The 20,675-nt window shown below is 44.7% G+C and carries 10 protein-coding genes; 4 read left to right on the top strand and 6 right to left on the bottom strand.

What is annotated here, in order from left to right; genetic code table 11:
- Positions 1-12 precede the first annotated feature (12 nt).
- The 5 genes from NQ518_RS07290 to NQ518_RS07270 form a co-directional block, all read right to left on the bottom strand.
- Entirely contained in the window at positions 13-1,662 is a 1,650-nt protein-coding gene (locus tag NQ518_RS07290) for a RagB/SusD family nutrient uptake outer membrane protein (RefSeq protein ID WP_227208141.1), read from the bottom strand.
- A 58-nt stretch (positions 1,663-1,720) separates the two neighbouring features.
- Positions 1,721-4,759, bottom strand: a complete 3,039-nt coding sequence (locus tag NQ518_RS07285) for a SusC/RagA family TonB-linked outer membrane protein (protein WP_227208143.1) — start codon at positions 4,757-4,759, stop codon at positions 1,721-1,723.
- 175 nt (positions 4,760-4,934) lie between these two features.
- Entirely contained in the window at positions 4,935-7,667 is a 2,733-nt protein-coding gene (locus NQ518_RS07280) for a substrate-binding domain-containing protein (protein ID WP_227208145.1), read from the bottom strand.
- 933 nt (positions 7,668-8,600) lie between these two features.
- A complete protein-coding gene (locus NQ518_RS07275) occupies positions 8,601-9,971 on the bottom strand; it encodes a RagB/SusD family nutrient uptake outer membrane protein (protein WP_227208147.1) in 1,371 nt (456 codons plus the stop codon).
- Positions 9,972-9,984: 13 nt separating this feature from the next.
- A complete protein-coding gene (locus NQ518_RS07270) occupies positions 9,985-10,152 on the bottom strand; it encodes a hypothetical protein (protein ID WP_260107720.1) in 168 nt (55 codons plus the stop codon).
- A 137-nt stretch (positions 10,153-10,289) separates the two neighbouring features.
- Between NQ518_RS07270 and NQ518_RS07265 the strand changes: the two genes are divergently transcribed.
- The gene (locus NQ518_RS07265) at positions 10,290-11,462 is read left to right on the top strand and encodes an IS4 family transposase (RefSeq protein WP_227208630.1); all 1,173 of its coding nucleotides are present in this window, start codon (positions 10,290-10,292) and stop codon (positions 11,460-11,462) included.
- A 3-nt stretch (positions 11,463-11,465) separates the two neighbouring features.
- On the opposite strand, the gene NQ518_RS07260 is transcribed toward NQ518_RS07265, so the two are convergent.
- Entirely contained in the window at positions 11,466-14,465 is a 3,000-nt protein-coding gene (locus NQ518_RS07260; RefSeq protein WP_227960257.1) for a SusC/RagA family TonB-linked outer membrane protein, read from the bottom strand.
- A 355-nt stretch (positions 14,466-14,820) separates the two neighbouring features.
- On the opposite strand from NQ518_RS07260, the gene NQ518_RS07255 reads away from it, so the two are divergent.
- The 3 genes from NQ518_RS07255 to NQ518_RS07245 all read left to right on the top strand — a co-directional run bounded on the left by NQ518_RS07255 (position 14,821) and on the right by NQ518_RS07245 (position 20,607).
- A complete protein-coding gene (locus tag NQ518_RS07255) occupies positions 14,821-15,699 on the top strand; it encodes a glycoside hydrolase family 16 protein (protein ID WP_227205338.1) in 879 nt (292 codons plus the stop codon).
- A 224-nt stretch (positions 15,700-15,923) separates the two neighbouring features.
- Positions 15,924-17,903, top strand: a complete 1,980-nt coding sequence (locus NQ518_RS07250) for a glycoside hydrolase family 97 protein (RefSeq protein ID WP_227960260.1) — start codon at positions 15,924-15,926, stop codon at positions 17,901-17,903.
- 184 nt (positions 17,904-18,087) lie between these two features.
- Complete coding sequence (locus NQ518_RS07245; protein WP_227960262.1) at positions 18,088-20,607, top strand: ribonucleoside-diphosphate reductase subunit alpha; 2,520 nt, start codon at positions 18,088-18,090, stop codon at positions 20,605-20,607.
- Positions 20,608-20,675: the final 68 nt, after the last annotated feature.

The following is a 20,675-nucleotide window of genomic DNA, read 5'->3' as shown; positions in this document are numbered from 1 at the left end:
ATAAATGGTGAATTACTTATAAAGTCCGTGGGAATTGTCTACCTCGGAGACAGGTACGGGCAAATAAATCTCATTTTCAGTGAGCGAGGCGCCGTCGTAATAGGTGCGGAGTTCGGCTTCGCTCTTCATGTAATCGTTGATTGTAGATACCACATTGCCCCAGCGAACGAGGTCAAACCAACGGTTGTCCTCCATAGCAAATTCCAATCGGCGCTCTGTGCGCACAGCCTTACGGGCGTAGTCTTGCGTCCATCCGGTAGCGGGATAGAGCGCTACGGCATAGAAAGCCTTGTTGGGGTCAAGCTCTACCGGCATATACCTGGCATCCACCGAGCGGGCTGCCTTTTGGCGCACCTGATTGATAAGCTCGCGTGCATCGTCCAGATTCTGCCCGAGTTCAATTTCTGCCTCAGCCTTGAGAAGCAGGATGTCGGCATAGCGAATAAGATTGAAGTTCAAGCCGGAAGCTCCCCAGGGGAAACCCTGCACCATGTCGGGCGACGATGGGTCGATAAGACCTTTCTTTCCACTATACTCGCCATAAACATCGTAGGCACGGCACCAGCCCTTGGTATAGAGGTGTCCTCTGAATGGAAAGCCGATGCGTCCCACCGTAAAGTCCACACGCGGGTCAATGTTGCCATCGTATGTCTCACTCACATTTTCTGCCGGAGCATCGCCATTGAGATAAGGCAGACCGTTGTCGTCAGTCTTGAAGGCATTCACAAGATTCTGACTTCCGAGAAAGAAATCGTCACCGTTGCCAAAAAGATTGCCGTCACTGTAGGTAGTGTTAAGCAGATTATTGTAATTGATGTGCCCGTTGTTGTTTGCCGTAGAGAATTGAATGGCAAGAATAGCCTCCTTCTTGTTGTTGAAAGCCAGTTTGCTCATATCAGCGTAGTTATCGTAGAGGGCATACTTGCCACTTTTAATCACGGCATCGCTATAAGTGATAACGTTGGCCCAATCGGATGTCTGCGCACAGACTTTAGCCATGAGTGCAGCAGCCACATATTTATTGAAGCGTCCAACCTGAGCCTGTGTTTCCGGCAAAACCTGATAGGCCTCCTTGAGATCCTGTTTGATTTTGTCGTAGATTTCAGCCTTGCTGAACTCCGAAGTTGTCTTGCTGTTGGGGTCTTCGGTCTCATCAAAGTAGGCGATGTTCTTGAAAACGCGGTTCAAATCGAAGTAAAACCACGCCCGCAAGGTCTTAAGCTCGCCGAGCAGGCTTTCCTTATCTTTGAGATTGGAGTTCTCTATGGCGTTCATTGCTTTGTGAACACGACTGATAGCATAATAATTGTTCTGCCACTTAAAGAGACAGGTGGCGTTGTCGGAGGTAATGTTATTCACCTCCAACTGATGGATATTGGCCTCCATCGACACTCCGCCGCCGCCTTTGTAGGCATCGTCGCTGCGCACGTCCATCACCCAGTTGGTGATGGGTCCTGAGAAACTCTCATTGTTGCCAAAGAAGTGACATTCCAGTCCGGCATAGGCCGAGGCCATGAGTGCACTGACGGCGGCAGTGTCAATCTGCTCTTCGGTGATTTGACCCTGAGGCTTCAGGTCGAGCATATCGTCGCAAGACACTGCACCTATTGATAGACAAACCATCGTCATGCCCATAAATATCTTGTTGAATAATGATTTCATCGTCTTTCTGTTTTTAGTTTTTAGTCTATTGCTTGATGTTTTCATTCCTCTGCTTTAATCAAAAAGTGAGGTTAACGCCCAGCGTGAAAGTTCTCGAACGGGGATATGGTCCCATGTCGATGCGTGCGCCGTAGCCGCCAATCGGCACTTCGGGGTCAAGACCGTCGTAACCAGTTATGGTGAACACGTTTTCCATTTGGCCGTAAACACTCAATGCGGTGGCGTGGAGTGCTTGTAGTACAGACTGTGGGAAACGATAGGCCAGCTTGATGTATTTCATCTTCAGGTAGCTGCCGTCTTCTATGTAATAGTTGCTCATGCGCATCTCATTGTTCTTGTCTACAACTGAGAGGGCGGGGATGTCGGAGCTGGTATTGTTGGTGCTCCAGGCTTTCAGAATATCGGCACTTCGGTTGGTGCTCGTTCCGCCATAACTCATGAAGAGCAATTGTCGCTTCGTGGTGTTGTAGATGTCGAAGCCGAATTCTCCCGAGAAGAAAGTGCTAAGCGTCCAGTTCTTGTAGTTGAAGTCGAGGCTCAAACCCAACGACAGGTCGGGATTGGGGTCGCCGATGATAGTACGGTCGGCCTCGTTGATGCTTCCTTTACCGTCAAGGTCGCGGAAAATCATACGGCCTGTGTCCTTGCCCTCCTGTATGGCGTGGTTGGCCACCTGCTCATCCGATTGGAAAATTCCATCGTAGATATAGCCGTAGTACACTCCCATAGGCTCACCTTCGATCAGTCGGAAGTCACCACCTATGGTGCTTACAAAGTCGTTGAGCTTCTTTACCTTATTCTTATATTGGGATAAATTCAGATTGCCATCCCAACTGAAATCACCGTATTTGGGCGAATGATAGCCAAGATTGAGTTCCCATCCGTGATTCTCCATATTACCGGTGTTCATCCACATGGCTGCATTCTCGCCGGCAACCGAAAGTGTTGGCGGAATGGTGAGCATATCGCGGGTGTTCTTCCAGTAGTAATCGAAAGTCATGGAGAGGGTCTGGTCAAAGAGACTGGCGTCGAAACCGATGTTGGTTTGCGTAGTAGTTTCCCATTTGAGATCCTTATTTCCGGTAGCGGCTGCTTTCAATCCAGCCATTGTCAGGTTGTTGGTGCCGTTAAGGTCATAGGCTCCGTTGCCTTGATCGTAGGCATAAGTGGTGTAGGAAGCGTAGTTGTTAGAGATGGCAGAGTTGCCGTTCTGTCCCCATGCAAGACGCAGTTTCAAATCGTTCACCACCTCATTCCTCGGGAAGAAGTTTTCTTCTGAAACGCGCCAGGCAGCGCTGAAAGCAGGGAATATGCCCGAATTGTTGTCCTTGTGGAGCCGTGAAGTCTGGTCCCTGCGCAGCGTGGCGGAGAGCAGATAGCGGTCCATGAAGTTGTAATCAACCTTTCCAAACAGAGAGAACAAGGCCCATTCCGACTGTCCGCCACCGTTGGTCTGTGTGCCCTCACCGGCATCGAGCTGCATATAGTCTACATCCTCGAAGGCAAACTGGTTGCGGAAAGCCGCTATGTTGTCATACTTATACTTGATGGCTTCCGTACCAAACAAGAAATTGAAGTGGTGTTTGTCGTTCAGGTCGAGGATGTAGTTGGCCGTATTGGTCCACGTCCAAGTATCTCCCTCACCATAAGCACGGTTGAGACTTGTGATATCAGAGGGCTGCATCTTGCGATTCAGCGTCTTGTTGTTATACTGCACATGCTCGTAGCCGAGATTGCTCTTCAGAGTAAGTCCCTTGACGGGATAAACCTCCAAATAGCCGTTTCCGAAGATACGCCAGCTGGCATTGTCGTTGTCACGACCGTTATAAAGCTCGTGCACGGGGTTAGCAATGTCGCTCGAAGCAAGCTTCATGGGATTGGCAAACGTGCCGTCGGCCATATAGACTGGGATAGCCGGATGTTGCCGCATGGCCGTATAAGGGATGCCTCGGTCGTCTTGTGTACCATATCCACGATTATTCCAGCGGCTCACCATGAGGTTTTCTCCCACTTTGACAAACTTGGAAATGTTGTAGTCGGAGTTCACACGAACGCTATAGCGACGGAAGAAGGTCTCGTTCATCAAACCGTCTTGATTGATGAAGTTACCACTGAACAGCATGGAGCCACGCTCGGAAGAATTTTGCACACTGGCATTGAGGTTGTGAGTCCAAGCTGAGGAGTAAACCTCATCCTGCCAATCGGTATCAGCCACAGGTGTACCGTCAGCGAACGTAGACAACAGTTTCGGTGTGTCGCCGGAACCATAGAAAGGATGCGAAGGCACAACACCGGCATTCTTGTTGGCCGCCCAGTAGGCTTCACCCCATTGCTGTGCGTTGAGCATATCGTAGGTTTTGGCCATTGTTTGCAACGAAGCTGAGTAGTTCACATTAACAGTCAAACGGTTACCCTTGCCTTTCTTGGTAGTGATGATAATCACACCGTTGGCAGCGCGGCTACCGTAGATAGAGGCCGAAGAGGCGTCCTTCAATACTTGAATACTCTCGATATCTGCGGGGTTGAGGGAGTTAAGATTCTCCGTTGTGGCCACACCATCTATAATATATAGTGGGTTGTTGGCGTTGATAGTGCTCATACCGCGTACACGAATGCTACTACTGCCGCTGCCCGGAGCCGCATCGGTCACAATGTCCACACCGGCGAGTTTGCCCTGCATAGAACTGAGAACGTTAGGGTCGGCCTCGCTCATCGCACCCTTCATATCCATTGCCGACACCGCACCAGTCAAATCGGCTTTGCGTTGAGTGGTGTAGCCGGTCACGATGACCTCGTTCAGGTCGTTGACATTTTCCTTAAGGGTTACTTTCATGCCTTCTGCGGCCGCAAGTTCAATCGTCTGATAACCGATATAAGAAATCACAAGCGTTGCTCCTCGTCTCACTTCCAGTTTAAAGTTACCGTCCAGGTCGGTCACTGTTCCATTGGCGGTACTTTTTTCCATGACCGTAGCCCCGATAACGCCTAAGCCGCTTTCGTCAACAATGGTGCCGGTAGCTACAGTTTTTTGAGCACTGGCGACCATACAAGCCATGATGAGTGTAAAACTCAATAGGATTCTTTTTAGGTTTTCCATTGATTAATTGTTATTGTTAGTAATCTGGTTTTCAGCAGCAAATTTATACCACAATAACCATCGTGTACATAAAATTTTCGTTCATCTGTCCCCAAAATATGTTTCATGTAACATTATTTGGAGCAAATGAACGAAAATTACAGTAGCCAGTGGCTATGATAGGTTTGAGGTAGACTCAGCCGTTAAGTTCGCTTGGACTGATGTTAAACTCGTCTTTGAAACATTTGGTGAAATAAGAGGGGGAAGTGAATCCTACGGCATAAGCCACTTCCGAGACAGTTTGGTCAGTGGTTTCGAGAAGTTTCCGACCCCGTTGCAGGCGGGTGGTGCGGAGAAGTTCAACAGGTGAGTGACCCGTGAGCGCCTTCACTTTGCGGTAGAGCTGCACCCGGCTCAGTCCGATTTCCTCACCGATTTGTTCCACATTGAGGTCTGAGTTGTGAAGGTTTTGTTGAATAATGTCGCGCAGACGGGCGATGAACGTTTTGTCTCTGTCGCCCAAGACGGAACCTGATGACGTCGTCGTACCATCAGGAGCTGTGTTTGGAACAGAAGTCTGCGCTTCGCCGTTGGCAAACAACTGTCGCAACTGCGCACGATTTTTCAGCAGGTTGCTGATGCGGGCCAACAGCACTTTGGCGCTGAACGGCTTGGTGATATACGAATCGGCTCCCGTTTCGTACCCTTCAGCCATCTGTTCGTTGAGCGACCGCGCCGTGAGCAGAATGACAGGAATGTGGCTGGTGGCGGTGTGCGTTTTCAGTTCGCGCGTGAAAGTCAGTCCGTCCATCACCGGCATCATCACGTCGCACACTACAATATCCGGCACAACCCTGCGCGCCAAAACAAGTCCACTCCTGCCATCTACGGCTTCGCTCACATGGTATTGATCCTTCAATACTGACCGCAGATAGGCGCGCACGTCGTTGTTGTCGTCAATGACCAGAATTTCGGGCTTGTCGGTTTCTTCGGCCGACACCACATCGTCCGTGTGGCGTTCCGTATTGACCTGTGTCCCGACATACTGTCCAGCTGCCACCTCGACCGATGCGGCCCGTGCCGACGACTCCTCGACCGCACCCTCCTGCCGTATGGGAAGTTTCACCGTGAAGCAGGTGCCCCGCCCTTTCTCGCTCTCCGCGCTTACCTCACCATGATGCAGTTCGGCAAAGGCCTTGACCAAAGCAAGACCGATGCCGGTACCACCGGAGGCTTTTCGTCCCTGATAGAATCGCTCGAATATCTTTGCAATATCTTTTTCCTCGATGCCCACGCCCGTGTCTTCCACACGAATGACATAGCGGTCGCCCTCGCGGCCGAGCGTCGTGGTAATCGTTCCGCCAGCGGGCGTGTACTTCAGGGCATTGCTCATGAGATTGAGATAGAGGTGGTTGAGTTTTTCCTCATCGGCGATAATCATATCGTCATCGCCAATATCGCTTTCTGTCTTCAAGCTGATATTAGCATTTTCGGCAACCGATGCAAAGGCTCTACACCATTCATGCAAGGCTGTGCCAAGCGAGAAGCGCGTAAGGCGAAGTGTCATCTTGCCATTCTGCACCTTGCGGAAATCGAGAATTTCATTAACCAGCTGCATCAACACATGTACGTTGCGTTGCACCATCCGGAGCATTTTGTGGCCGTTGTCATCCGTTTTACCGTTTTCCAACAGGCGGTCCACTGGGTCGGCAATGAGGGTGAGGGGCGTACGCAACTCATGGCTCACGTTGGTGAAAAACGTGAGTTGTGCCTGCGTCATGGCTTTTACCTCGTCGTTCAGCCGCTGCAACTCATGGTTACTATCGGACAGCTGTGTACTGAGTCTGGCCTTGGAAAGGTAGGCTCGATAAGTCACGAGGATGGCGATAGCGATGAGCGCCAATGCACCGACGAGCACTGCGATAAACCATCGTTGCATGGTGTACTGATTGAAGTAGGAGTCTACTTTTTTGTGCATGATGTCGAGGTTGGCATTCTGCCGTTCCATGTCTTTGGCCTGCATGAGCAGCAGTTCGGCATTATCGCTGGTGACAATCGTCGTTGTGAGCGGATTCTCTCGCTTGAACGGCTGTCCGCGTAGTATTCTCATGGCCAGCGCAATGACCTCATCGCCCTTGGTGGGGTAGAGATAGGATGCCTCAAACAGGCCGTCGCGCACCAGTTCGAGCCCGCCACCTTTTGTGGCCATGCCGTCGATGCCAGTGAATTTCACCTGTTGTTCCAGTCCGTGCTGCTTCAGTGCTATGTAGGCACCCCACGCCATGCGGTCGTTCTGTCCAAACACATAGTCGAAATTGCGGGTCTTCCGCAGGATGCGGTTCATGGCATCGATGGCACTTTCCTCTTTCCAGTTGCCGGCCTCCGAAGCCACCAGCTGCACACCGGGGAAAGCTTTCAGTCCGTCTACAAATCCGCGATGACGTTCCTCAGCGGGCGACGAGCCATCAAGTCCACGGATTTCCACCACACGTCCCTGTCCCTTGAGCTGCCGGGCTATGAACTGTCCCATCGTCTTGCCCATGTTGTAATTGTCGCCTCCGATAAAGGCGGTGTATTTGTCGGTGTCCACCTTGCGATCGAAAAGTATCACAGGTATACCCTTATCGTAAGCACGATTCACGGCATGGATGATAGATGTGTATTGGTTGGGAGCCACGATGAGCAGGTCTACACCATCGTCTACAAACTTGTCGATTTGTGCGATTTGCTTCTTGCTGTCGTCGTTGGCCGAAGCCAGACGCACTTCTATGGAGTCGTTGAAATATTCGCTCGTCTTCAATTCCCGGTTGAGTTTGTCTCTCCAAATGTCGATACTGCACTGCGAAACACCAATGACAAACTTGCGGGGTTGCTGTTGACAGGAGGTGAGCAGCAATAAAAATAGCCATAGATATAGAAAATTCTTCATGGTGTCATAGCTTCGTAATGCTGCAAAGATAGAAAAAAAACAGCAGTAGAAAAAAGCTATCAGGAAACAATTTAATCATATTTCATATCCAGTCGAAACGTGCAACTTCTGTATGACCTACTTTTTTCATCAACAGTTTGCTGTTGCCAGCAATCGCGGAATCCTTATTGAGCAAAGTTTTTTGTTCACAGAAATAAAATATGTCTTGCTTGTTGGCCTTTGGGTCGTTTTGTAACTTTAAGGTGAACAGCACGCTAAATATCAGGTTGACCAATTCATCTTCCTACCTTATTATATAACATCACTCTTGTAATCGCTGGTATATTGCTTTTTGGATTCCTGCTCATTGTTACCGAGCATGTCACAAATGTGAACAAAGCGGCAGGGGCTATCTTTGCGTGCACGGTGGGATGGGTAGCCTAATGATACATATAATATTTACTTGGTTTATCCGTTGTAGCTCCTGATAGCAGGAATCACATAACCAATGTAAGAATGTTCACCCTGAGGTTAAATTTGAAGGTAACCAGCTGTAAATATCTACCTAACGAATAGAAGCTTTCTACAATTCATTTGACCATGGATGAAATTGCAAACTTAACCACCCTCCTAATAATTCAGAACAGTCAGTCGAGTTTCTAGAGCTTAGCAAACAAATGGGCACACATTGTGAGATGAGAAAGCACGAAATCGCTGTATGCGAAACCGCATGTACGGTGGTGTGGAAGGTTGGTGGACACGAAAGTAGGAGATATACACCTGTGATTAGTGTTTACCTCCTACTCGATATACTTTATCAATCCTATTACTCATGCAGTTGTTTCATGGCAGTTCTCACTGTGTTTCAGACTGCATGGCAAAGATATATTAACTTCTTGAATATTCCGAATAAAATCAGCCTGCAATTTGAGCCATATGGTAAAAAACAACTGATTAATATCCTGGATTTTGTTGATTTGCTATAACATTGTTACCTTGCATCTCTGCTAATGGGATAGGCATAATGCGACGAATGTTGTCCACATCTAGTGTCTTATTAATCATTGGTTTATATATTGGTAGGTGGAATCTACGTAAATCAAAGAATCGGTGACCTTCAAAACACAATTCTCTTCTTCTTTCTAGAAGAATCTCTTGTAAAATTTCTTCTTTCGTTAAGTAATTCTTATCCGACCAGTCTTTTATGCGAGCACGTCGCAGTTGGTTCAGTAGGCTATTGGCCTCTGCGATGTTTGAAATAGCCTTACATTCAGCCATAATGAGAAGCATCTCTGATGATCGTATCATTTTTTGGTTCGATAAGCCTACATTCTCTTTTGTACCCTTGTATTTGTTAACTCGTTTTACAGGAACATTATCACGATCAACACCGTCACCAATAAAGGTCTTAAGACGTATGTCTTTTTCGTCATAACTTTTAATAAGTTCTGTTGATGGTTCGAAAGAGCTACTGTTATCAGCACTCCAAAACAAAGTCCCTATCGTTTCTTCACCAGGTAGTCGTGTAAGTTCAAATATAATCTCGTCTTTAGTTTCATCAGACCAAATTTTTGGGTATTGTTGGATGCCAACTATAGGTTTTTGGTTAAGAACTTCGGCTGCATACTGATAGGCCTGGTTATAGTTTCGGGCATATAAATTGATGCGAGCTAAGAGTGCTTTGGCTGCTAACTGAGACGCATAACAAGGAGTTTCTGGCACAACCTGAGATAATAAGGGTATGGCTGTTTCCAGATCTTTAGACATTTCTTGATAGCACTCTGCGACAGTGTTACGACCGAGTGTTTCAAGAACAACTTTTTGCTTAGAATAAGGTATGCCAAGATTTTCTTTTTTATCAAAATCTGCAAAAAATCGTAATAAGTCAAAAGAGGTGTATGCTCTAATAAATAGAGCAGTGCCAATGCAATTTTGTTTAATTTTCTCTTCAACTTGATTGTTTGTCTGTACGGTTTTTGCACCTTCAAGAACACGATTCGCCATATTGATGACACCATAATAAGAAGACCATAAGTTATTGTGGTCACCTGTAGCAGCACTATAGGTCCATTGATAAGAGTCGTCACCGGCGCCACCATTTTGTCCGCCTTTGTAAACATCGTCTGATAGTATCGCACTAACATTGAGTGTTGTTCTTAAGGACATTTTTGCATAAATTCCAGTGGTAGCCTGTTCAAGTGTAAATACTGAGCTAAATATCTCATGATCTCCAACTTTGTCTGTTGGTTTCAAGTCCGTGTAGGAACATGACATCATTCCAATCAACATTCCTACTATAATTAAATAATGATAAATATATTTCATTTGAATATGTATTTTAGAAGTTAAGGTTTAGACCAAAAGTGACATTAATAGGTAATGGATAAGTCATGTAATCAGTATCACCAGTTACTTCAGGATCTTGTCCACGGTAGGAAGTAAATGTAGCTAAATTTTCTCCTTGCAGATACACTGTCATTGATTTTACAAACTTCATCTTGTTCATCAGTCACTACTGTCCACGAAAATCTTTTAATAATCTCTTGAAACGCCTATAAATACAAGCTTGTAGGAGATAAAATAGACTCCCTACTTTTGAAAAGAGTATCTTTGCCACAAATTACAATTTGAAAGCAGATACTTATGAACAAAGGTCGATACGTATTTTCACAGCTGTGCGACTTTCTGCCGACAGACCATTTCAAATGGTTGATAAAAAAGTATGAAGGTAATAAATATGTGAAGAGTTTCACTTGTTGGAATCATCTGATGGTTCTTCTATTTGGTCAGTTGTCTAATCGTGAGGGATTACGAGACCTTATTGTAACCATCACTCCGTTCAAGTCAGCGTTCCACCATCTTGGTTTTGGAAAGAATGTCAGTAGAAGCAATTTGAGCAAGGCCAATGAAATACGCGAAGTCAAGATATTCCAAGAGTTTGCAGACAAGATGGTTTCCATAGCAAGAGAGAAACGAGGAGTCGTCAAGGACTTCTTCATATCGAACAATGTCTATGCGTTTGACTCCTCAACAATATCATTGTGCCTTTCTGTATACTGGTGGACTAAACTGCATCATGGGAAAGGAGGAGTGAAATTGCATGAACTGTATGACGTGAAGACAGACATTCCGACATTTTCTGTCATTACAGACGCTTCAGTTCACGATTCTCAAGTGATGGAGCTAATTCCCTATGAGAAAGAGAGTTTCTATATATTTGACAGAGCGTATATGGCAACTAGGAAACTTTATATAATAGAAGGAGCAGAAGCTTACTTTGTCGTGAGAGAGAAGCATAAAATGCCGTTTGAGGTCATAGAGGATAAAGAATACAACAACCCTTCATCTGGAATTATGGCTGACCAAATTATACGTTTCAAGGGATACAAGACTAAGAAGCAATATCCAAATAAACTTCGACGAGTGGTATTCTATGACTATGATGGTAATAGGACATTTGTATTTTACACGAACAATTTTGAAATTACAGCGGAACAGGTTGCTATGCTTTACAAATACAGATGGAGAGTAGAACTGTTCTTCAAATGGCTGAAGCAACATCTGCGCATCAAAGAGTTTTATGGAACCTCGGAGAATGCTGTAAAAATACAAATCTATGCAGCTATCATTGCATATTGTCTTGTCGTTATCGTACAAGAATGTATGGGGCTAAAGCTTCAAACCTATGATGTTCTAAGAATTTTAAGCACGGCATTGTTGACAAAAATGCCATTGTGTGACTTGCTCATTGAACAGAAAGAGGAAGAATTTACTGAAGGAAAAAACCTGCAGCTCTGCCTCAATTTTGATGGGTAACTATCAATTTGTTACTTTTTGAAATGTTAAAGGGTTTTCGTGGACAGTAGTGTTCATCAGTATACGAGAAGGTGTGTAGGCAAGTCGCAACATTTTAAATTTCAAGAAAGAAGCATCTTCTAAGAATTGTGAAGCCCAAGGACTCGGATTATTTTTAGCATCGAATCTGGGGACGTTAGTGATATCATCTGGTTTTTTCCACATGTCAAGCATATAAGCAGGCTTATTTCCATTGAAATTATGGTTATCCAAATACCAACGACTTGAATTCATGATGTAGTAATTGAGTGCATAAGTAAATTGTGCTGTCAACGATAATCCCTTATAGGATAAACTTGTGTTAAAACCTCCGAACCACGGTACTTCTGAAGATTTAAATTTATCCACAGCAGGCGCAGCTGAAATATCTTCTGTTTTTCCACCTTTTTGATCGTAGAACCACACTTCACCCGTTTTGGGATTTACGCCAGCCCACTCAACCATACACCAGGTTCCTAATGACTTCCCAATCTCATAAAGAACATCTCCATCTATAAATTTGTTGTCTTTATTTGCCCAAGTTCCTAAGTCAGTAATTTTATTTTTATTATAGGTGATATTTGCACTAACACTCCATTCAAAATCTTTGGTTCTTACGGGTACTCCATTCATTGCAAATTCTACACCTTGGTTTAAGATCGAACCTGCATTTGTCTGAATTTGAGTAGATCCTGACAACTGTGAAATCTTTTTCCACATTAGTAAGTCTTTAGTAGATTTATGGTAAAAATCGATGGTGCCATTTATCCGATTACTAAACATTCGAAAATCTAACCCCAAATCAAATTGTGCAGATGTTTCCCATTTCAAATCTGGATTGCCCAATTCGTTATTGGTATAACCTGGCTTTCCATTATAACTTACTTTATTGTATCCATCAAATGCGCTAAAGTCCGCAATACCATCCTGATTGCCAGTTGTGCCATAACTTGTACGTAACTTTAGTTGATTCAGGAATTGATAATCTTCTGCAAACTTCTCGTTAGCTATATCCCAAGCAGCTCCCAACGACCAAAATAAGGCTCCTTTATTACTCTTCACAAATTTAGAAGATTCATCATAGCGTAAACTTGCAGAAACATTGTAACGATTATCATAAGTATAGTTCCATTGTGTAAAATAAGAGAGCAAATTGCTGTGAGTTTTGTCACCGCCAATTCGAGGAGGATTTTTTGAGGTTCCTGTTTTATCTCCAATTCCAGCAGGTGTATTAGTCATAAACTCGTCTAAATCGAAACCTTGTTGATGAAATCTGGAGAAAGTGCCATCGAATAGTTCTATACCAGCAACCCCAGCTACAGAATGAATATCTTGAAATGTTTGATTAAAATTCAATGTATTTGTCCAAGTGTAGCGTCGAGTGTCAGACGTACTTTGTCTGAGATATCCATTGTTGCTCGCAGATTTTGGATGTCTTCGATCTAATGAAGTCATTGACTTCCTATTGTAATAATCAATACCGAAATTTGTTTTAAACTTGAGCCAGTCCGTGATGCGAATATTCATAAAAGCAGATCCAAGTAATCGAAGAAGACCTTTCTCTCTGTTAAAATATTTTGTTATTAAAGTAGGATTGTCACCATTAAACCACGTATCTGGATTTTCGTAAGGATAAGCTAAAAGAGAAGTAAACCATGGATTAGTCCAACCTATTCTTCCATCACCAGTGGATGGATCTGCAAAATGAGAGTCGGTATAGCCTACACTTGAATTGATGCCGAAATCTATGATTTTATTGACTTGATGATTTATATTAAAACGTGCAGAATAACGTTTCAGTTTAGATCCGATGAGAGAACCTTCTTGATCTAAGAGAGAGCCCGAAAGAAAGAATTTCGTTTTTTCTGTTCCACCAGATAAGGTTAGGCTATGATCTATTTGTAAGCCTGTATGTGTCATTTCATCTATAAAGTCAGTATCTGTAGACCGTGCTGTAGCCAGTCTTTCTGAGCCCGCGTTGAGTTCTGCAAGTTCTGTAGATGTAATAGTGCCAGCTGCTTTTTTTTGTTCTAATCCCAATAGTCTCATCAACGGGAAAGATTTTGAGTTAGGATTTTGAGCAACACAGTAACTTTGATAAAGAATATTCTCTGCCCCAGTCATCATCCTGCTTTTAGGTTTGCGTAGCATAGCAGCTCCTAATTTAAGATTGTAACTAATTTGAGTCTTACCTTCCATGCCTTTTTTAGTTGTGACAACAATTACGCCATTAGCTCCTCGTGAACCGTAAATGGCTGTTGCAGAAGCATCTTTCAAAACTTGAATATCAAGAATGTCATCACTATTTAGAGAGGAAAACTGACCAGCTTCAATCATGACACCATCTAAAATATATAATGGAGTATTTGAACCATTAATGGATCCTGTACCACGAATTCTGATTTTTACATCATCTGTACCTGGTTGACCTGAACCTGTAGAAATCATTAATCCTGATATCTTCCCTTGCAAACGATCCTCCAGCGTAGCAGAAGTTTGTTGGGCTATGCGGTCTCCTTTTACCATATCAATAGAACCTGTAATCTGACCGCGCTTTACTGTGTTATATCCTACTACTACTACATCCTGTAGGCTTACAACATCTTCAAAAAGAGTGACTTCAATGTTGGTTTTCCCAGTAACATCTACTTCTACGGGAGAATATCCCATGTAAGAGAATGTTAATTTATCTTGTTCAGTCTTTATCTTAATAATAAAATGTCCATTAACATCTGTTACTACTCCACCACCCCCATCTTTTGGTATTACAGTTGCACCAATAATAGGCTCATGATTTTTATCTTGAACTGAGCCTTGAATTGTTTTAGTATCCGTTTGTCTCAACAACAACTGTTTATGATTTGGCAATGATGAAAATGCTGATCCAGCGAATACTGATGAAGCGTATAGTGAAAAGATTCCTGCTATACATACGCCACGTGCAACATTCCTGGCTTGTAATAAAAAGGTTAATAACTTACTCATAATATTAAATTGTTATAGTTGAAATAAAATTTATTGTAAAGATATGTTAGCAAAGATATATTAATTTATTTCATAGTTAATCAGTGAAGTCGATAAAAATAAATAACATTATCAAAAATTAACACATTCTATCCGTTATTCGTTGGTAGAGAGGATAAGTTTTAGTATAAAAATTTACAATAATATTTGACATATAATGTAAGTAACATGGGATCCACCTCCTAGCGGCGCCCTGATTATCCCATTCTTGGTTTATATAATATTTACTTGGTTTATCCGTTGTAGCAATATGCAAGGGCATAGCTTTAACTTTTTGTTGAGCAGGAATCTATGATTTTATAAATCAGAAATCATCATGAAGTGTAATTTACCTTTTTTCTTTTCGTTGTTGATGGCATTACCCATGTGGGCTTCGCACCCTGTTTGTGTGAATAATCGTGCTGTTGTGGGGGCATCAGACCAGATGGTAATTAATCAGAAAAACAAAGCTAAATCCCGCATCCACGCTCCAAAGGGTTACAAAATCACTGCTCCAAAGGATTACAAACTGGTGTGGCACGATGAGTTTAATGGCACAGCACTTCGGAAGGATTGGATGCATGAGTTGAAGCCAGCTGGGTGGGTGAATCAAGAGTTGCAGACTTATGTGAACGACGGAAAAGTGACCCAAGTGTCTGATGGTACCTTGAAAATTAACCTCCGACAGGAAGGTGACCAGTTTTTGTCGGGGCGTGTGTATGCTAAACGACATTCGGGTTGGCAATACGGTTACATCGAAGCGCGCATCAAACTGCCAGAAGGGCGCGGTACGTGGCCAGCCTTTTGGATGATGCCTGTCAAAGATGGTCCGTGGCCAGGTAACGGAGAAATTGATATCATGGAGGCAGTGGGGCATACGCCCAACGTGATTTATTCAACCATTCACTGTAACAAATACAACAATGGTGGCACGCCAATCGAACATGGTTATGTGACTATCGAGCAGGCTGCTGACTTTCATGTCTATGCCATGGAGTGGACAGCCCATGAGATGACATTTTATGTGGATGGCCAAAAAATCCTTTCCTATCAGAATGACGGAACGGGTAGGGATTCTTGGCCTTTCGATCAGCCTTTTTATATCATTCTCAACTTGGCTTGGGGTGGCCAATGGGGTGGTCAGAAAGGGGTAGATAACAGTTTGTTGCCGCTTACGATGGAAGTTGATTATGTTCGTGTATTTCAGAAGCGATGACGTGAGGTCATCGCTATTGCTGTCGTCGATGCGGCTATAGGACAGGCACGAAGCAGACAAAGTCTGGTGGCATGTGTCGAGCATGCTATCATGAACACATCCAGGCGATTACGCTCTCTTGAAATTTTACTTATTTGTGTCAATCGAGAGAAAAATATTTATTCGTATGATTCGCGGATGAAGTTTTTTCGCTATCTTTGTGAAAACATGCTAATATCTATCACATGAAAAAATCATTACTCCTGCTGTTGTTCCCATTAATCACACTGGGAATCAATGCGAAACAGTATAAATTGGTTTCGCCCAATGGTAAACTTATCGTTATAGTGAATAACGACAAGAATCTTACCTACTCCCTGTCGCTCGATGGGCAACAACTCATTGCTCCATCCCAAATAGCCCTGACCCTTGATCAAGGAAAATCGTTTGGCGAAAACGCTTCTGTACAGTCTGTAAAGACCACTATGAGCCATGGAACCATCAACGCCTTGTTTTACAAAAAGAAGGTTGTTGAGGATCATTATAACCAATTGGCATTGAAATTCAGACAAGGATTCACCTTAATATTTCGAGCATACGATGAGGGTGTAGCCTACAGGTTCGTTTCTGATCGGAAGAAAGAGATTATCGTCAAGGACGAAAAGGCCGAGTTCAACTTTGCCAAGGATTGGTCGTCCCTAGTACCTTATACAAGTCCTAACGGCAGTTTTGAAAACCAATTCAACAATTCTTTCGAAAGTACTTATACCCAGGGACACCTCTCTCAACTCAAAACGGATAAGTTAGCGTTCTTGCCTATCTTGGTGGAAGCTGACCATGGCGTGAAAATTTGCGTGACCGAGGCCGATTTGGAGAACTATCCCGGCATGTACGTCAATCGCACGGAGGGCCATGCCCTGCGTGGTGTCTTTGCCAAATACCCCAAAGAAGTTAGGCAAGAAGGCCATAACAAGCTGCAACTCTTTGTGAAAAGTCGCGAAAACTACCTTGTCAAGGCCACGGCGAAACAACAATTCCCATGGCGCATCATCAATGTGTCTACGGATGATCGCCAACTTCTGGACAATGACATGGTGTATCGCCTGGCCTCCCCATCACGGATTTCTTCCACAGAGTGGATTAAACCTGGTAAGGTAGCATGGGATTGGTGGAACGACTGGGGACTATATAAGGTGCCGTTCAAGGCTGGCGTTAATACGCAAACCTACAAGGCCTATATAGATTTTGCCAGCAAGCATGGCATCGAGTATGTGATTTTGGACGAAGGGTGGGCCGTCAATCTGCAGGCAGACCTCTTCCAAGTGGTACCCGAAATAGATTTGAAGGGCATTGTTGATTATGGAAAACAGAAGAATGTAGGCATTATTCTGTGGGCAGGCTATTATGCATTTGCACGCGACATGGAGCGAGTTTGCCGCCATTACAGTGACATGGGTGTCAAAGGATTCAAGATTGATTTCATGGATCGCGACGATGCAGCCTGTGTCAATTTTCTCTACGACGCTGCCCGAATGGCTGCGAAATATCGTATGCTGGTGGATTTTCACGGAGTCTTCAAACCCACAGGACTGCAAAGAACTTATCCGAACGTCATCAACTTTGAAGGTGTTAAGGGACAAGAGAACACCAAATGGTCGTCCCTGGAATCCTACAATCAAGTGCAATATGACGTACAAATCCCATTCATCCGTATGCTGGCCGGGCAGATGGACTACACGCAGGGTGCCATGTTGAACAGTACCAAGGAAACTTTTCATCCCTCTAACAGCAACCCCATGAGTCAGGGAACCCGCTGTCATCAGTTGGCCATGTACACCATATTCTTCTCTCCGCTCAACATGCTTTGTGACAGTCCGACACATTACGAAGAAGAACCCGAATGTACAGAATTCATTGCCAAGATTCCTGTGGTATGGGATCAATCAGTAGCCTTGACCAGCAAGGTGGGTGAGTATGTGGCCATGGCGCGCCGAAGCGGTAATACCTGGTATGTTGGCGTTATCAACAATTGGACAGCCCGCGACCTCACAATCGACCTATCTCCGTTGGGTGACATTCCTACCCGTGCGGAAGCCTATTTTGATGGCGCCAATGCCACCAAGTTCGCGCAAGATTATGTGAAGAAAACCATCTGCATCCCATCCAACAAACAGCTCACCGTGCACCTGGCTCCAGGTGGTGGCTTCACTATGAAAATGAATTAAAGCGTAATCTCTCACAGCGTTCCTTTTCTTAGAGTGTTAGCTAAACTGTGATGAGGAGTTGATGAGCACGGCGAATAATCGTGCCCCCCTCGTAAAAAGTACAAGATATAATTTTTTGTTCTAACGCATTTCATTAACTTTGCAGAAACAACATTACAACTCTTACTTCTTATTATAAAAATCAATGGATATTACTAAGCGTAACGGCTCAACTGAGCAATATGACAAAGAGAAGATTGCTACGGCCATTAAGAAGAGCTTTATCAGTACGAAACACGAGATAGACGATGCCACCATCTACCAAATGGTACAATCGGTAGAAGATATTGTTTGTACCAACCACATCAAGCAAAACGTGGAGAGCATTCAGGATGAGGTGGAAAAGGCGCTGATGAAAAACGGTTATTACGCCGAAGCAAAGAGTTTTATCCTGTTCAGATGGCAGCGAACCGAGATACGCCGTACCTACAGACGCATCGCCGAGGATTTGCAAGACGAGCATATCACAGAGGTATTGAAAAACATTGCCGCAGACTTTACAGACAAAGAATATAGTATATTGCTGCTCATTGACAAGTATGCCAGCTTCAGCAAGGCGGGTATGACCGCCACTGAACGCATGGACGCACTTATCAAGGCAGCAGTAGAGCTTACCACACAAGAGGCTCCTGAATGGGAATTCATTGCGGCCCGACTGCTCAATTACCAACTCAACAAACGCATCGCACGCTTTGAAGACAGTGAGGGACTGATGTCACTGTATGACAAGATGAAGTTCTTGACAGACAGAAACCTATATGGCGCATATATCTTACAACAATACAGCAAAGCCGAAATAGAACAAGCGGCAATATTTATGGATGCCAGTCGCAACCACTTGCTCAACTACTCGGGACTGGAACTGCTCATCAAACGCTATGTGATTCGTAATTTTGATAACAGTCCCATTGAGAGTGTGCAAGAAATGTTCTTGGGAATAGCCTTGCATTTGGCGATGAATGAACCGCAAGACCGCATGACGTGGGTGCAACGCTTTTACAACATGCTGAGCAAGCTACAAGTAACCATGGCAACCCCCACCCTTTCCAATGCGCGCAAACCGTTTCACCAACTGTCAAGTTGTTTCATTGATACCGTTCCCGACAGTTTGGAAGGCATTTACCGAAGCATAGACAACTTTGCGCAAGTGAGCAAGTTTGGCGGTGGTATGGGTCTCTACTTTGGTAAAGTGCGCGCTGCTGGCGGCAGGATAAGAGGCTTCAAGGGTGCCGCAGGTGGCGTTATTCGTTGGATGAAATTAGTAAACGACACGGCCGTTGCCGTCGATCAGTTAGGCGTTAGACAGGGTGCGGTGGCTGTATATTTAGATGTATGGCATAAGGATTTACCCGAATTCCTACAACTTCGCACCAACAATGGCGATGACAGGATGAAGGCACACGACATTTTTCCCGCCATCTGTTACCCCGATTTGTTTTGGAAAATGGCGGAAGAAAACCTCAACCAAGACTGGTATATGTTCTGTCCCAATGAGGTGATGACCGCTAAAGGGTATAACTTGGAAGACTATTATGGTGAGGAATGGGAGAAACGCTATTGGGATTGCGTGGCAGACACCTCCATCTCTCGGCGCATCATGCCCATTAAAGAGATTGTACGTCTTATCCTTCGGTCGGCTGTGGAGACAGGTACTCCCTTCACCTTTAACAGAGACACGGTGAACAGAGCCAACCCCAACCACCACAAAGGCATCATTTACTGCTCTAACCTCTGCACGGAGATAGCACAAAACATGTCGCAGATAGAGGAAGTGTCAAACGAGATACGCACCGAAGAGGGCGACACCGTAGTGGTAAGAACCGTGAAACCAGGCGACTTTGTGGTGTGCAACCTTGCCAGTTTGTCGTTGGGACACCTGAAACTGGAAGACGAAACAGAGATGAAGGAGGTGGTATCAAGTGTGGTAAGAGCCTTGGACAATGTGATAGACCTGAACTTTTACCCTCTTCCTTTCGCAAAAATCACCAATCGCACCTATCGAAGCATTGGCTTGGGCGTGAGTGGTTATCATCATGCGCTGGCCATAAGGGGCATCAAATGGGAAAGCGAAGAGCATCTGTCGTTCGTAGACAAAGTGTTTGAGCGCATCAATCGTCTGGCTATTGAAGCCAGTTCGGACATTGCAAAGCAAAAGGGAAGCTACAAATACTTTGAGGGTAGCGACTGGCAAACAGGCGAGTACTTCACCAAGCGACAATATACATCGCCCCAATGGAAAGCACTTGCCAAGAAAGTAAGTCAGCAGGGCATGCGCAACGCCTACCTCTTAGCCATCGCACCCACCAGCAGTACCAGCATCATCGCAGCCACCACGGCAGGCGTAGACCCTGTGATGAAACGGTTCTTCTTAGAAGAAAAGAAGGGTGCCATGCTGCCTCGAGTAGCTCCAAGCTTATCGGATAAAACCTATTGGGTGTACAAAAGCGCATACCTGATAGACCAATCGTGGAGCATGAGAGCGGCGGGAATAAGACAGAAACACATTGACCAAGCACAAAGTGTCAACCTATACATCACCAATAATTATACCATGCGGCAACTGTTGGGACTGTACACCTTGGCTTGGCACTGTGGTGTGAAAACTATCTACTATATCCGAAGTAAATCGTTAGAGGTGGAAGAGTGTGAAAGCTGCGCCTCATAAGACCGATAAAGATTGATGTGATAACAAGTTGATGAGGTAAAAAACAGACTATCAACTCGTAAACTTGT

It is taken from the genome of Hoylesella buccalis ATCC 35310, from assembly GCF_025151385.1.
Taxonomy (GTDB): Bacteria; Bacteroidota; Bacteroidia; order Bacteroidales; family Bacteroidaceae; genus Prevotella; species Prevotella buccalis.
Note: the sequence above shows the minus strand (reverse complement) of the source record. Positions and strands in the feature narration are given on the sequence as shown.